At 60.3% G+C, this 14,890-nt stretch carries 10 protein-coding genes and 4 pseudogenes; 7 read left to right on the forward strand and 7 right to left on the reverse strand.

Going from position 1 to position 14,890, the window contains the following annotated elements; translation table 11 throughout:
* Window positions 1-125: 125 nt before the first annotated feature.
* A pseudogene (locus GWC77_RS25070) lies at window positions 126-553 on the reverse strand (transposase); the annotation flags it as partial.
* An 87-nt stretch (window positions 554-640) separates the two neighbouring features.
* Here GWC77_RS25070 and GWC77_RS25075 point away from each other — a divergent pair.
* Window positions 641-1,531 (forward strand): annotated as a pseudogene (locus tag GWC77_RS25075) (methyl-accepting chemotaxis protein); the annotation flags it as partial.
* Window positions 1,532-1,800: 269 nt separating this feature from the next.
* Here the strand turns inward: GWC77_RS25075 and GWC77_RS25080 are convergent.
* The 6 genes from GWC77_RS25080 to GWC77_RS25105 form a co-directional block, all read right to left on the reverse strand.
* On the reverse strand, window positions 1,801-2,817 hold the full coding sequence (locus GWC77_RS25080; protein ID WP_173261391.1) for an alpha/beta fold hydrolase: 1,017 nt from the start codon (window positions 2,815-2,817) through the stop codon (window positions 1,801-1,803).
* 13 nt (window positions 2,818-2,830) lie between these two features.
* Window positions 2,831-4,534, reverse strand: a complete 1,704-nt coding sequence (locus GWC77_RS30135) for an amino acid ABC transporter permease/ATP-binding protein (protein WP_173261393.1) — start codon at window positions 4,532-4,534, stop codon at window positions 2,831-2,833.
* Window positions 4,535-4,594: 60 nt separating this feature from the next.
* Window positions 4,595-5,446 (reverse strand): ABC transporter substrate-binding protein, encoded by an 852-nt coding sequence (locus GWC77_RS25090; RefSeq protein ID WP_254367162.1) that lies wholly within the window; start codon window positions 5,444-5,446, stop codon window positions 4,595-4,597.
* Window positions 5,447-5,522: 76 nt separating this feature from the next.
* Complete coding sequence (locus GWC77_RS25095; RefSeq protein ID WP_173261397.1) at window positions 5,523-6,425, reverse strand: polysaccharide deacetylase family protein; 903 nt, start codon at window positions 6,423-6,425, stop codon at window positions 5,523-5,525.
* 132 nt (window positions 6,426-6,557) lie between these two features.
* Window positions 6,558-8,936, reverse strand: coding sequence for an acetamidase/formamidase family protein (locus tag GWC77_RS25100; RefSeq protein ID WP_173261399.1), 2,379 nt, complete (start codon window positions 8,934-8,936; stop codon window positions 6,558-6,560).
* 137 nt (window positions 8,937-9,073) lie between these two features.
* Window positions 9,074-10,105, reverse strand: a complete 1,032-nt coding sequence (locus tag GWC77_RS25105; protein WP_173261406.1) for an acetamidase/formamidase family protein — start codon at window positions 10,103-10,105, stop codon at window positions 9,074-9,076.
* A gap of 325 nt (window positions 10,106-10,430) precedes the next feature.
* Between GWC77_RS25105 and GWC77_RS25110 the strand changes: the two genes are divergently transcribed.
* From GWC77_RS25110 to GWC77_RS29780, 6 genes and pseudogenes are all read left to right on the forward strand, one after another.
* Entirely contained in the window at window positions 10,431-11,360 is a 930-nt protein-coding gene (locus GWC77_RS25110; protein ID WP_173261401.1) for an ABC transporter substrate-binding protein, read from the forward strand.
* Window positions 11,357-12,979, forward strand: coding sequence for an amino acid ABC transporter permease/ATP-binding protein (locus tag GWC77_RS25115; RefSeq protein ID WP_173261402.1), 1,623 nt, complete (start codon window positions 11,357-11,359; stop codon window positions 12,977-12,979). The genes GWC77_RS25110 and GWC77_RS25115 overlap by 4 nt, the downstream gene beginning before the upstream one ends.
* Window positions 12,980-13,137: 158 nt before the next feature.
* Entirely contained in the window at window positions 13,138-13,551 is a 414-nt protein-coding gene (locus tag GWC77_RS25120) for a RidA family protein (protein WP_173261404.1), read from the forward strand.
* Window positions 13,552-13,701: 150 nt separating this feature from the next.
* Window positions 13,702-13,968, forward strand: a pseudogene (locus tag GWC77_RS25125) (IS6 family transposase); the annotation flags it as partial.
* Window positions 13,969-14,001: 33 nt separating this feature from the next.
* Window positions 14,002-14,148, forward strand: coding sequence for a hypothetical protein (locus GWC77_RS29775; RefSeq protein ID WP_254367164.1), 147 nt, complete (start codon window positions 14,002-14,004; stop codon window positions 14,146-14,148).
* A gap of 60 nt (window positions 14,149-14,208) precedes the next feature.
* A pseudogene (locus GWC77_RS29780) lies at window positions 14,209-14,598 on the forward strand (ATP-binding cassette domain-containing protein); the annotation flags it as partial.
* Window positions 14,599-14,890: the final 292 nt, after the last annotated feature.

A 14,890-nucleotide genomic window follows, 5' to 3' on the forward strand; every position in this document is an offset into this window, starting at 1 on the left:
CGGCCGGCTTTGACTAACTCGACCATCTGCGCCCGGAATTCCGGCGCGTAGGGGTTGTGGTGCTTTCCCATGGCAGGCACCTCCTGTTCCAAAGGATAGGTGTCCACGAAACCGGGTCAACTCCAGCGGCGCATCAATCGATTATCGGCGTCGCTCACCGGTTGAGGCTGGTAATACGCACTCGATCTGGCGATACCGATCAGTCGGACTTGCTGCGACACCGGCAACGCATGGCTACGGTCTATCATCGCTTTGCGCTCAGCAATCCCGCCTTGGTGAGCGCGCTGCTTAAAAAATCATTTTCCAGAGACAGCTGCCCAATCTTGGCGTGCAGGGTCTTCACGTCTACCGGCGGCTCGCTCGAAACAGTGCCCGCCGTGCCGAACACGTCGGCTGCACGCTCCTGCAATTGCCGTTTCCATTCCGTGATCTGGTTCGGGTGCACATCGAACTGCTGTGCCAATTCGGCCAGCGTTCGCTCGCCCTTGACTGCAGCCAGCGCCACTTTCGCCTTGAACGCTGCTGAGTGCGTCCGTCGGGTTCTCTTCGTCATTTTCCAGGTTCCTTTGCCAGCATTATCGCTGGCTCAGGCCCCAGCCGCTCCACTTATCCGGCTGTCCGAATTTGCGCGGCCACCTCTTTGGCCGAGGCCCTCGGGCACTTCGATGCGATTGCGGCCGGCGACTTGAGTCGCCCGGTGGCGGCGCATACGCGTGACGAAATGGGCCAATTGCTGCGTGGCATCGCGAAAATGCAACGAAGCCTGACTGACACCGTCCGTTCGGTACGTGCCGGCAGCGAATCCATCGCGACGGCAATTCGACAAATCTCTGCTGGCAATACCGATCTTTCCTCGCGCACCGAAGAACAGGCGTCCGCTCTTCAGGAGACGGCGTCAAGCATGGAGCAGTTGACGGGCACGGTGAAACAAAACGCTGAGAATGCGCGTCAGGCCAGCCAGCTTGCTTCGAATGCGTCGGAGATCGCAAACCGCGGCAACGAGGTGGTGGGCCGCGTGGTGGGGACGATGGGCGACATCAACAACAGCTCAGCCAAAATCGCCGACATCATCACTATGATCGAGGGCATCGCCTTCCAGACCAACATTTTGGCGCTGAACGCGGCGGTGGAAGCCGCGCGCGCGGGCGAGCAAGGCCGCGGCTTCGCCGTGGTCGCGGGCGAGGTGCGCACGCTTGCGCAACGTTCTTCGTCGGCGGCAAAGGAAATCAAGGAACTCATCGATACGTCGGTGGCTTGCGTGCAATCGGGATCGGTGCTGGTCGGCGAGGCGGGGCGCACGATGGGCGAGATCATCGGCGCGGTGCAGCGCGTCACCGACATCATGGGGGAAATCGCGGCGGCCTCCGAAGAGCAGAGCAGCGGCATCAATCAGGTAGCGCGCGCCGTCACCCAAATGGACGAAGTCACCCAGCAGAATGCTGCACTGGTCGAGCAAGCGGCTGCGGCCGCGCACTCGCTCGAGGATCAAGCCGCCGGTCTGAATCGAGCAGTGTCGATCTTTTCGATCGACGCGGGGCGACCGGGTGCGTAGATGCTAACCAGCGCAGGCGTTTGGAGCGTGGTGTGGTGACGTACCGCACGTCGCTCTGGCGCCAGGATCCGGACTCAGTGGCCATCGATCCATCTGGGAATCTGGCGCTCGACAGCCAGGCCTTCCGGGCTCGTGTCTGTCAGCAACCCTGGCACTGCAAACCGCTGCGTGAAGGAACGATTCGGCAATGCCGCCGCAATTATCGCCATAACACCTGTGGTTGCCGCACGAGCGCAAAAAACGGAGCACTACATAGCCAAAATTTCCCTCACCGCACTATCAATAAACTTAACATCGACAGAATTCGCCGCAGGGCCGCCTGCAAAATGGCCCCAGACGGACTCGATAGGCCGCAGCTGTGCATCAGGCATCTTCGAAACCTCATACTCACTATCTTCCGGCGGGAAATACAGATCCGTGCGCCCGGGCATTACAATTGCCTTTGCAGTAATACTGCCCAATGCGCGAGCGAAGTCTCCCTGATAAAGCGGGTTCGCTGAAATATCGCCGTACTGCCAGCTCCACATCATTGTCAGGATATTATTCGCATCCTTCTTCAGGAAATCGCCTTCCCAAAACTGGGTAATGAAGTCTTCAAGGGATCCATAGCCCATCGCATCCATATCAAGCCGTTGACGCAGAAACGCCTGCGAAAATCCCCACCCGGCAAAGACACGCGCCGCGGCGCGCATTCCACGCGTCGGCAGCGCATCGTAGAATCCGTCCTTGAAGTCGGGGTCCAGCAGCAATGGCGCCTTAAGCCCCTCGATAAACACGAAGTTGTGCCGCGAGCACCGCGCCGCGCCGCAGAACGGCAGAATGCGCTCGACCATCTCCGGATACATCGCAGCCCAATGAAACGCCTGCATCGCGCCCATCGACCAGCCAGTGACGAGCCTGAGCGATTCGATGCCAAACTTCTCAGTCACAAGGCGGTGCTGCATCGCGACGTTATCGTACAGCGTCACATGCGGGAAGCGGCCGCGGTCATAAGGCGGCGGATTATTGTTCGGTGAACTCGATACGCCGTTGCCAAACATATTCGGGACGATGATGAAGTACTCGCGTGGATCGAGCCCCATGTGCTCGCCGATCAGCCACTCATTGTCGACATGGCTGCCGCTATAAAACGTCGGATACACAATCGCGTTGTCGCGCGCCGCATTCAGCCGGCCGTACGTCTTGTAGCTGAGCTGCATGTCGGGTGGCGTCGCGCCGGACTGCAGTGCGACGCGGCCGAGATCGAATGTTTCGAAGTCTGTCATTTCAGCCTCATATTCAATTTACGACGACGTTAAGGAATTTTCGGGTGCGCTCGTGGGTCGGATTGTCGATGACCTGTTGTGGTGTCCCTTGCTCGATCACTTCTCCGCCGTCCATGAAGACGACGCGGTCGGCGACTTCGCGTGCAAAGCGGATCTCGTGCGTGACGACGATCATCGTCATGCCAGCATCGGCCAGCCCGCGCATCACGCCAAGCACTTCACCGACGAGTTCGGGATCGAGCGCGGAGGTAGGTTCGTCGAAGAGCATCAACTTGGGCTTGATCGCGAGCGCCCGTGCAATCGCCACGCGTTGCTGCTGTCCGCCCGACAACCGATGCGGCAGAAAATCCCCATGCGCTGCCAAGCCCACGCTTTTCAGCAGCTTGCGGCCGAGCGCTTCAGCTTCGGCGCGAGGCACGCCATAGACCTGCCGCTGCGCCTCGACGATGTTCTCCAGTGCACTCAAATGGCTGAAGAGATTGAAATGCTGGAACACCATGCCCACGTGTGCTTCGGCGCGAGCATGTGCGAGGTTGTGCATGGGCCGCACCGTGCCGCCGCCCCCCGGTACTTCGCGATAGCCGACATACTGCGAATCGACCTTGATCGTGCCCCAGTCGAGCGGTTCGAGATGGTTGACGAGCTTGAGCAGCGTGCTTTTGCCGGATCCACTCGGGCCCAGAATCACAACCACTTCGCCATGCGCGATCGACAGATCCACGCCGCGCAAAATCTCGCGCTTACCATACGATTTCCAGACATTCCTGCATTCGACAAACGGTTCATTGCAATGCTGCGGCGTGCGACATTCGGTAGGCAGCAGCGTGCCAATCCATGCATGATCGTTTGCGTCCGCCTCCTGGACGGTGGCAGGTAAGTCGACCGGCGCGTCGACCGGTTTCACATCACACGTCGATGCGCGCAGTCCGAACCACGAGAACGTGATCTTCCGGTCGCGCTCGTGATCGAAGAGGCGTTCGAGCCACACCTGTACCAACGAGATTCCGCTCGTCAAGAATAGATAAATCACCGCCGCAGCGCCGAACACGGTAAAAAACTTGAAATTCTGCCCGACGACCTGTTGCGAGCGAAACGTCAGCTCGTTGACGAAGATCACCGACGCGATCGAGGTGAGTTTCAACATGCCAATCGTGTCGTTGGCGAGACCCGGGATCACCGCGCGCATCGATTGCGGCAGGATGATGCGGCGTAACGTCAGAAATGGTCCCATGCCGAGCGCGGCGGCCGCGGTGGATTGCGAACGGTTCACGGACAAGATCCCGGCGCGAAACAGTTCAGCGCTGAACGCCGCTTCGTTCAACGCAAAGCCAATAACCGCGGTCGTGATCTCATCAAAACGCAAACCGATCAGCGGTAGCGCGTCGAAGATGAACACGAGCTGCAGCAGTTGCGGCGTGCCACGCACGAACCAGATGTAACTCCACGCCGCCGAGTTCAAAGCCTTGAACCGCGACAGCCGCATCAATGCGAGGCCAAGTCCACAAACCAGCCCGGTCGACATCGCAATCATAGTGATCTTGACCGCGATCCATGCTCCGCCGAGGAGGAATGGCGAGCTGACATAACCGGCCAGCTCCTTGAAACCCTCGAGCACTTGAACTCCCGTGAGAGCGGCGGCCATCGCCGGGTGCAACGCGAGCATGGCAAGCATGCCGAGGGTGGCGGCAATTCTGTATTTGATACGCAATGCATTCATTTCCGAACCTGATCCATGACGCTACTGACACACCGCCCTATGTGCCGCAGCAGGCAACATTTATTGAGTAAGCAATGCGGTCGGCGTTTGCAGCGACGGATCGACGTCGTACTGCCGGAAAATCTTCTTCTGCGTCTGATTGGCCTGCATGATCTTGAGTCCGTCAGATACGGCGGCGATCACATCGGTGTTGCCTTTCTTCACGCCCACGCCGATCTTCATGCCGCTCGTCAGCATGAAGCCGCGCGTATAGAGCCCCGGATTCTGCTTGGCGAGACCATCGACGAGCGCCAGGTCGTACATCATCACATCTGCGCGATGGCTTGCAACGAGGCGTGCGCCTGACGCGATATCGGCGGATGTCATGACGGTCACCTCAGGCTTGTGTTCCGCTTTGCATTTGGCGCCCTGCGCTTGCGCCATTGTCAGTTCGACGGTGCCGATGCCTGCTGTCACCGTGAGGCCGCAGAGCTTGGAGACGTCATCGATCTTTTTGGGGTTGCCCGCTGCCACCAGCCCCCCCGTGCCGGCCTGCATATACGTAACGAAGCTCGTCTCCTTAGCGCGTTCCGGCGTGTAGTACAGCAGGTCCCACATCACATCGATCTGTCCGGCGCGCAGCGCGGGCAGCAAGCCCGGCCAGCCGGCCGTGAAGAATTCGGTCTTCACACCTGCGCAGGCGAACACGGCGCGGGCCATATCGGCATCCGCGCCGATGATTTTGTTGAAATCCTTGCTGTCACGAAACGCATAGGGCGGCGACTCGGGGTCCACGCCGATCTTGATAGTTTTACCCGCAAGCGATGGATATTTCTGCGCCACCTTGGAGGGTTCGCAAGATTGCGCTGACGCGCCTTGTGCAAGAAGAAGGCCTATGACTGCGCACAGCAGCAGCTTGATTGTCTTTGACATGGACATGGCAAATCCCATTCAGGTTGAACGATATAAAAGCGCAAGAGGCGGTACAGCGAAGCGAGAATGAAGTGATTCAACGACACAGAAGATTCATATGGCTGGCAATCGAGCCCGGCGTAGTGATCCAGACGCGACCTTCGTCGCGCGCGCGGACAATATGTTCGAGTGCCCGCCGCAAATGACACATACGATGTGGCTGTCCCATCAGGTACGCATGCAATGCAATGCCCATCACCAGCGGCTGACGCGCGGATTGCCGCAGCATTTCCTCGAAGTGATCGATCACCAGATCGGCGAACGACTTCGCGTCCATCTGGCGCGCAAGGATCATCGGGATATCGTTGACTTCTTCCGGATAGGGAATCGCCCAAAGCGGCTGGCCGTTTCGCGTAAGCAGGCGCGTGGGCTGATCGTCGTGACACCAGTTGAGCGTGTACTGGTAACCCGTTTCGGCAACCAGATCGCTGGTGACATGGCTCTCAGAGAGCCACGGCGATAACCAGCCAGCGGGCTGCTGCGCACTCTCCGCCTCAATCCGCTCGCGGCATGCCACGAGCAGCGCGCGTTCGTCGCCTTCACTAAGCCTTCCTTGCCGCTCTGAATTCGTATGACCGTGCGCAATGAGTTCATCTCCGCGTTGAGCGAACGCGGTGACCAACTCCGGGCAGTGATCGTAGAGTGCCGTATTGATGATGGTTGCGGTGGGCAGCGCAAGTTCGTCGAACAGTTCCAGGCAGCGCCATGCGCCCACGCGCAATGCATACTCGCGCCACGCGTGGTTCAGCACGTCAGGCTCCGGCATCACCGGACCAATAGTTGGCCCCAGGCCTTCGCCGAACGCAAAGTGCTCGATGTTGAAGCCGATATAGACCGCGAGCCGCGACCCGTCCGGCCAGCGATAAACAGGACGGCGGTTGATCGGCGAATATTGAAATCGCCCGTGACTGGGTAGCGCGCGATGCGCGGGAGAATCCATGGTCAAGTGAGTCCTGTCGAGTGGCGCGTACGCCTGTGTTCACGTCAGAACCCATGGTAGGGATGCCAAAATAGCGGCATCGGGCTTGCGGCGAACAAACTCTTGTCCGCACGCGCATCGACGGTCGCAGCTTTACGCCGTGAAGAGCGCCTTCCGGATGATCGCGTGGACACCCCAGTTCCCGTCGACAACCTGCGTCACGCCGAAGTCGACCGCGACGGAGATCAGCGAAATAGCTTCATCTTCGGAGAGGCCCTGAGTCGTCATCAGGAAGCGCCGGGTTTTGATGAACGCGTCGCGCATCGCGAGATCGAGGGTCGATTTTTCATATACGGCGCTTTGCGCGCTAGTGCCGAATTCCGCCAGATAGTTCGGATAACTGAAGCCGTGAAGCACCCATTCGTCCGCGGTTTCGACCAGCGGGTAGGTAAGATCCGAAAACGGCTGGCCGCTGAGCGTCTCTTTCTTGTGGACGACCAGTTGGAAGTCGCCGGTCAGCGAACACTCTATCGCGGTGCCGCACAGTTCCGAGTCGCCCTGTGACGCATGCGGGTCTCCGATCGAGAGCAGCGCACCGGGCACGCCGACTGGCAAGAACACGCTCGCACCGCGGGTCGCGCGCCAGTTGTCGAGATTGCCGCCAAAGGTGGACGGTGGAATCGAGTCGATCAGGCCCTCCTGCTGCGGCGCGACGGTGATCACGCCGAAGTGAGGACGCACCGGGATTTTGACGTTCTTCAGAATGCCGTGATTCTCGTCAACCGTCGAATGGTCGACCGGTACGCCGGGATAATCGATCGTCGGATGCACCACGCCAAACGGATCGCGCTGAGGTGTCCAGCGGAAGTTATAGACGGCGCGCGCGCAGGTGGTCTCGCCTGCACTGGCAACGGCGTCGAGTTCATAAATGGTGACGACCTCGCGTGGCTTCGGCTCGGTCAATAACTCGCGATAGTGAAACCCCCACCATGCAGCGGCATTGCTTCCAAACGAGCGGCCGGCGAATTTCGGATTGGCGCAAGCGCGCGGGCGAACATCAACAATACGCACTTCCAGCACATCGCCAGGTTCTGCGCCGCGCACGGCAATCGGTCCCGTGCAGATATGCACGCCGAAACCTTCTCCCGCACCGCGTCCGTAGATGGAAGCGTCCATTGGGCCCGCACCGCGACGATTGACGTTCTTGCGCCCGGCCGTCCAGTGGTACACGCTTTCCGCGCCAGGATCGCCTAGAACCATGCGCTCCCAGTCATCCGCCGCGTGTTGCGTGAGCGTTTCGATCGTCACCGTGTCGCCGCTGGTCACTTCGAGCACCGGCTTCAGATCGTGGCTGAAGTAACCCCAATGAACTGTGCTGGCTGTTGCAGGCAACAAATAATGACGCGGCTCGCCGGACTCGCGCGGCGGTTGTGCCGAAGGCGCCTCAGGCTGCTCGGCAGGGCCGGTTTCGACCATCGCAACCTGAGCAACGGCCACCTGCTCGGCGAACTGCGCATGCACGAGCAAACTCCCCGCATTGACTGGCAACCCGCGCGAGATTCGCCGCACGAGATGGCGCGCTAATTCAAGGCCCGCTTCATGCCGGAAGGTGCGTGGCGACGCGCCATATTGCTCGCGAAACACACGACTGAAATGCGCGGGATCGTTAAAACCCCAGCGAAAGCAGATCTCGGCAATCGAGACCTTTTCATACAGCGGATCGACCAGCTCCGCGCGGCAGCGTTCCAGCCTGCGCGAGCGCAAGTAGAGCGAGAAGTTCTGCCCGACCGCTTCAAACAGCTTCTGCAGGTAACGCGGTGAGACACGCTCTTCTTTCGCTATCGATGTCAGCGCGAGATCGGGGTCGGCGAGATTGCCTTCTATGGTTCGACATACGCGCGAAAAGATCGCGGCCTGAGACGGCGTGAGGCCACTGAAACTGCCTTCCTTGTTGTGACCGGCGAGACTCGCGACCAGAAATTCCGCGAGCGCGAGTTCGAGGGGACGCAACTCGTCGAGCGACAACGTCTCCACGCTTTCAGCCATCGAGCGCAGAAAGCCCGAGAATACGTGACCGATGCCGGTCTCGCCCGGCAAACGCCCGGCGCGCACCGAAAACGGCGTAAGAAGGCGTGCGTTGAAGGCAGAGCGCGGCACGCGGATCACGAACGCGCGGAATTCGGACGTGAATGACAGGCGTGCTTCTTCACGCGACGAAGCATAAACAATATCGCCCGTCGCCACCCGCGCGTGAACGCCATCGGCGACGAGCGTTACGCCACCGTCGAGATGCAGCACGATCACGAGACTGTCGGGGCCGTCGGCCTTCAGCTCGATCGTCTGCGCGAATGCGGCCAGCGCGATCAGGTCAAAGCCGCCGGCCGACCTGCGCGATGTGATGGATCCATGCAAGACGCGCACGGCTGCCTGAGGTGCGCCGCAACGCAGGCCAACCCGGTCGAGCGCTTCGCCCCATGCGCGCAGGCGATCTCCTTCGGCATACGACTCGGTAGTGAAACGCAATAAATCCAACCCTGTCTCCCGGACTCCGACGAACGTCAGTCGAGTGACTAAAACGCAATGTCCGTGCCATCGATAGCGATGCCGTCAGGGCGTCCGTGCGGGGTAACGGTGCGTGGTTGCACCGTTGTGGCGCGCGCAAGCACAACTCACGCGCGGGGCTTTTTCTTCGGAGGAAATATGCTGCGGGGGATCTTGCAGTGAATGCCCTGACGACCATCGACGACTTGGGTGACAGAGAAATCCGCGGCGACGCTCATTAGCGAATACGCGTCGTCACGCGAGAGACCTTGCTGCTCGGTGAGCAACAACACCATATCGCGTGAAGCGCTTTTCGTGGCGACGTCGAGATCTTCATCGAAGCCATGAACGATCCAGAAGTCCGGCGTTTCCAGCAGCGGTGAGGGAAATGCGAAGTCGCGCCGCAGCACGATCTGGAACATTACATTGAGCGAAGCCTCGATCGCAGTGCCGCTGATCTCGCCATCGCCTTGCGATACATGCGGGTCGCCGATCGAGAACAAGCCGCCGTCCACGGCGACCGGGTAATACATGGTCGAACCCGCGCCGATGCGCCAGTTATCGATATTGCCCCCATGCGCGCCAGGCGGCACAGTGCTCACACGGCCCGCCACATCGGGCGCGACACCTGCGGTGCCCAGATGCGGGCGGACCGGCACGCGAATGCCTTCCAGCGCGAGTTCGCGGCAACAGTCGCGCATCTCCGTACGCCTGCCCGGCACGAGATATTTACCCGGATAGTCGTATGCATAGAGCGCGTGCGTCGTGTTCGAAGCCTGATCGAGTTCGTAGATAGTGACGCGTTCTTTCTCAAAGTCGGTGAACAGATGACCCCAGTGCGCAGCGAGATTCGAGCCGTAGTTGAAGCGCGGAATCATTTGCAGATAACGCACTTCGAGCAGGTCGCCGGGCTTTGCGTCCTTCACAAAGATAGGCCCTGTCATCAGATGCACGCCGGGTTGGCGATCGGATTCCGGGATGGTGTCATAGAGCGCGCGCACCTTGTCATCCATCATGAGGTCGGGGGCGTCGCCTGCGTGATGCGTGATCGCTTCAGCGCGAACGAAGTCGCCGCTCTCGACGATCAGCGCGGGCGCTAGCGCAGCATCAAAGTATCCCCAATGAACATTCTTCTGAATGGCAGGCAAGTCGTGAAGCATGGTTTCTAAAGCTCCATAAGAGAGTGCGATCGGTGCAACGTGACCGATGACGGATCGTACGAGCGACAGAATAGATACACTTGATTGCCTGCGTACAAATGCTTGTGCGCGGGCGAATTTCATTGCAGCGTCGCTCAGCTTACGAGGGGCTCGTGATATCCGGGCTTGAGATTCGCTGTATCCCAACTTTCTTCGCCGCTGGGCAAGCATTTGGGCGCGCAAGGACAAGTTCCTGGGATTTCGTTCACATACTCTCGCCCTGGTGCGATGCAACAAGGCATACATCGTGTGGGCCATTGACATCTGCCGCTCAGGGAGTTTCGGGATGGATACCAATCTTGTCGATCATGGGCGTGGAGCACCGCGCGCAGGCGGCCTTGCCCGCCGCTGGCGCGAGCCGGTTCTTGGCGCCGTCAGTCTGCTGGCGCTGCTGATGTCGGGTCACGCGCAGGCTGCCGCGCCGGCGCCTGCCGAATGCGCGGCGCTTCAGGCGAAATACCCGCAATTCAAGGGCAAGACGCTAATCAACGCGATCAACCCGCACACGCCAGGCTATGAAGCGCTGGACCCGAACGACCCGGGTAAATACATCGGTTTCGACATCGACCTCGGCGAGGCGATCGGCAACTGCCTTGGCTTCAAGATGGCGTATAAGCCCGTCTCATTCGCGGCGCTGCTGACCACGCTGCAAAGCGGCCAGGCCGACGTCGTGATCTCCGACATCTATGCGACCGAAGAGCGTGCGAAGGCGGCGGACTTCATTACCTATTCGAAAGTGTTCGACGGCGTGCTCGTCGCGAAGGGAAATCCGAAGAAGATTAGCGGCATCAACCCGACGATGTGCGGCACGACGGCCGCCGAAAACACTGGCTACGTTGAAGTTCCGCTGATCCAGAATCTTGCGCCAGCCTGCAAGGCGGCGAACAAGCCGGAAGCGGCCGTGCAACTGTATGACAACAACGCAGACGCGATCCAGGCGATTCTTTCGGGCCGCGCCGACACGTACATCAATGATGTGAACACGGTAGAGCAGGCGGTCAAGGCGTATCCGAGCCAACTCGAAAAGGCCAGTGCAGTGACGCTGCCGTATTCGATCGGTATCGCCGTCCCGAAAACCAACCCCACAATGCGTGCAGCCGTGATGGCAGCACTCGTCGCGATCCAGCATGCCGGCATCCAGAGCGACTTGCTGAAGAAGTGGTCGCTAGGCGCTGAAAACCTCGAAACCCCCAAGCTGATTGCCTCGAACCGATGACTTTGTTTCTGCATTATCTCGGCCTGACGTATCTGCTAACCGGCATCGGTTTTACGATCGCGGTCACGGCCCTCGGGCTGGCGGGCGGTCTGATTGTAGGTCTGGTGCTCGCGAGCATGCAACTGAGCAAGGTGGGGCCGCTCGCCGCGATCGCGCGCGGCTACACGGTGATTTTTCGCGGTACGCCGCTGATCCTGCAACTTGTGTTCGCGTACGACGCGCTGCCGCACATCGGGCTGAAGTTGAGCGCGATGGCCGCAGCGGGTCTCGCGCTCGCGGCGAACGAGGGGCCGTTTATCGCGGAGATTCTGCGCGCTGCCGTGCTCGGCGTCGACCGTGGGCAATTGCTGGCGGGGCAGGCGCTCGGCATGGCGCCGACGGTGCTGCTGCGCCGCGTGATCGCGCCGCAGGCCATCCGCACGACGATACCGGCGCTCGGGAACGAATCGGTCAGCGCGTTGAAGAACTCGTCGCTGGCTTCTGTGATCGCTGTCGACGAACTGACCTTGCGCAGCACCCAGCTCGCGTCGTCCACGTTCGATTTCTTTTCGATCTTCTTCGCGTCCGGGCTGATGTATCTCGTGCTGACCGGTGCGATCGCTGCGATCCAGTTGTTTGCCGAGACCGCGCTCGATCTCGACCGCAGTCCGTCCAGACGCTTTACGCGGCTGCTGCCGTGGCGCCGTGCCGGAATTGCGGTGAACCTGCCCGGCGCGGGCGTGACGTTGCCCGCGGATGCGCCGCTCGAACCGAGGCCGTCGCCCATGCCCATGCCCAACGTGCATGAAGCTCACGCAGATCGCGTGCGGCGCTACGCGACGCTCCAAAAGCAGAACGCGACCGTGCAGGTGAAGGGTCTTAGCAAGCGTTATGGTGAGCAGACGGTACTTGACGGCTTCGACCTCACCGTGCGCTTCGGCGAGGTTATCGCGCTGCTCGGTCCGAGCGGATCGGGCAAGAGCACGCTGCTGCGCTGTATCAATCCTCTGGAGCAGTGGGACGCGGGGGAAATCCGCATCGCCGGTAAGCGTCTCGGCTTTCGAGTCGATGGTCGGCCGATGACCCAGGGCGATATCGCCAACGAGCGTGCGAGTGCCGGCGTAGGCATGGTGTTCCAGCATTTCAACCTCTTCAGTCATCTGACGGCGTGCGAGAACATCGCGGGGCCGCTGCGCTGGGTGCACGGCATGGCCCCCGCCGATGCTGAGCGCCGCGCGCGCGAACTGCTCGAACGCGTCGGCCTCAGTCATTGCGCCGATGCGTTGCCGCGCCATCTGTCCGGCGGCCAACAGCAGCGCGTCGCGATCGCCCGAGCGCTTGCGCCCAACCCTCGCGTGCTGCTGCTCGACGAACCGACGTCTGCGCTCGACCCCGAACTCATTGGCGAAGTGCTCGACGTGATCCAGAGGCTCGTGGACAAAGGTGGACTGACGATGATCATCTCAACGCACCAGTTGCGCTTCGCCGATCAGGTCGCGGATCGTGTCGTGTTCATGAGCGGCGGCGCGGTGGTCGAACAGGGGCCTGCGCACGAAGTGCTCACACACCCGAGCCATCCTTTGACGGCGCGATTCTTGGGCGTGATGGGCGCCGACGCCCGGCTCGAAGTCGCGTCGTGACGGCACGTGTCAGCCAGCATTGCCCGGTCCTTTGCGCCGGGCGCCTTTCATCCGCAAGGCCTTGTTCATGGCCGAACTAATTTGTGATGCGTTCGATTTGGCGCTGGTAGGGGGGCGTAGGCGCACGACGTTTTTCTTTGTTCATGGAGTTCCAACAGATGAAGCTATCGACGAGATTCTGGATGGTTAAGGACGCGCCTACACCGGTTGGTCCCTTCTCTCATGCAACCGAACAGCACGGCTGGGTGTTTCTCACTGGCCAGATGCCGACATCGCCGCATGATGACAACGCGCCGCTTCCTGAAGGCGTTGCCGCACAGACGACCCAGGTGATTGACAATCTGGTTCTCGTGTTAAAGGGGATCGGCCTTGGCCTCGAGCATGTCGTCTCAGTGCGGGTCTTTCTAACCCAATTCAAACGAGATTACGCGACGATGAACGCGGTCTATGCTGCCTATTTCCCGCCCGAGAAATTGCCGGCGCGGACCTGTATAGGTGCAACCGGATTGGCGCGTGATGCACTCGTCGAAATTGACTTTATTGCTCATAGGCCAACTTCAGGAGCCGCTTGATCTCGGGGCGGGGGGCGTTGTCGATGCGCCGACCGCGTCGGCGATCTTCCTCTGATCGTGGTCGCACTTGAATACAGCCGAAGGGTTCTGTCCGGTTGTTGTAGCGGTTGGCGAATATGATCGAGCATGAAGAAAGCTTCCTTCTCCGTTGTGCCCTCGGCCCAGGCGTCGGTTTCGTTCAAGGGCTACCGATTTGCGCCGGACATCATCAGCTACGCGGTCTGGCTGTATTGCCGATTCCCTCTGAGCCTGCGCATGGTCGAGGAGATGCTGGCTGCACGAGGCGTTGAGCTCACGTACGAAACAGTAGGGTGTTGGGCGATGAAGTTCGGTCTGGCGATCGCCAAGCGGATCCGTTCGACGGCGCCGGGGTGCAGCGACAAGTGGCACCTCGATGAGGTGGTCAAGAAGGTCTCCGCCGGTCGCACGATCCTAATGGTCGAGCACAACATGAAGATCATCGAGCGCATTTCGGACACGATCACGGTACTACAACGTGGCGAAGTGCTTGCGGAAGGCGGCTATGCGCAGGTGTCATCCGATCCGCGCGTCAAGGAAGCATACATGGGAGTCGAGAGTGAATCGCTTGGACACTAGGGCACTCGCGCTCGGCGTGACGCAAGCCTCGCAGGCGCTGAACATCGAAGCGCTGCATGCATGGTATGGGGGTCGCACATTCTGCACGGGGTCAACTTGCGCGCCACGCGCGGCGAAGTGATCACGCTTCTCGGACGCAACGGCGCGGGACGCAGCACGCTGATAAAGGCGATTATGGGACTGACCGACACTCGCCCCACGGCTCAATTCACGTCGATGGACGCGAGACGCTCGGGCTTCCGCCCCAGCGCATCGCACGTCTTGGCGTAGGTTACTGTCCAGGAGAGGGGAATCTTTGCGGGGTTGTCCTGTGAGGAGAACCTGCTGCTGCAGCCGTCGCTGCCCGATGCGGGGCAGACCGCCATGTCGGTCGATGAAATCTACGAGATCTTTCCGAACCTTTACGAGCGCCGAGCAAGTCCCGGTACGCGGTTGTCGAGAGGCGAGCAGCAGATGCTTGCCATTGCGCGAATTCTCCGTACTGGCGCAAATCTCTTATTGCTCGACGAAATTTCCGAAGGCCTTGCGCCTGTCATTGTGCAAGCGCTTGCCCGCGTGATTACGCTGCTCAAATCTCGTGGGTTCACGATTCTACTCGTCGAACAGAACTTTTGCGGCTCTTTTGAAAATGCAGTGGGTAAAGCGGCTCACGAGGCATGCGGGTTGAAGCTGGAGAAATCTAGCTTGCCGGCGATGAGGAACAGCACGGTTCGCATTGTTTCGAAGCGCGTGTAGCCGCGCG

Source organism: Paraburkholderia sp. NMBU_R16 (assembly GCF_013282575.1).
In the GTDB taxonomy this organism is placed as follows: domain Bacteria; phylum Pseudomonadota; class Gammaproteobacteria; order Burkholderiales; family Burkholderiaceae; genus Trinickia.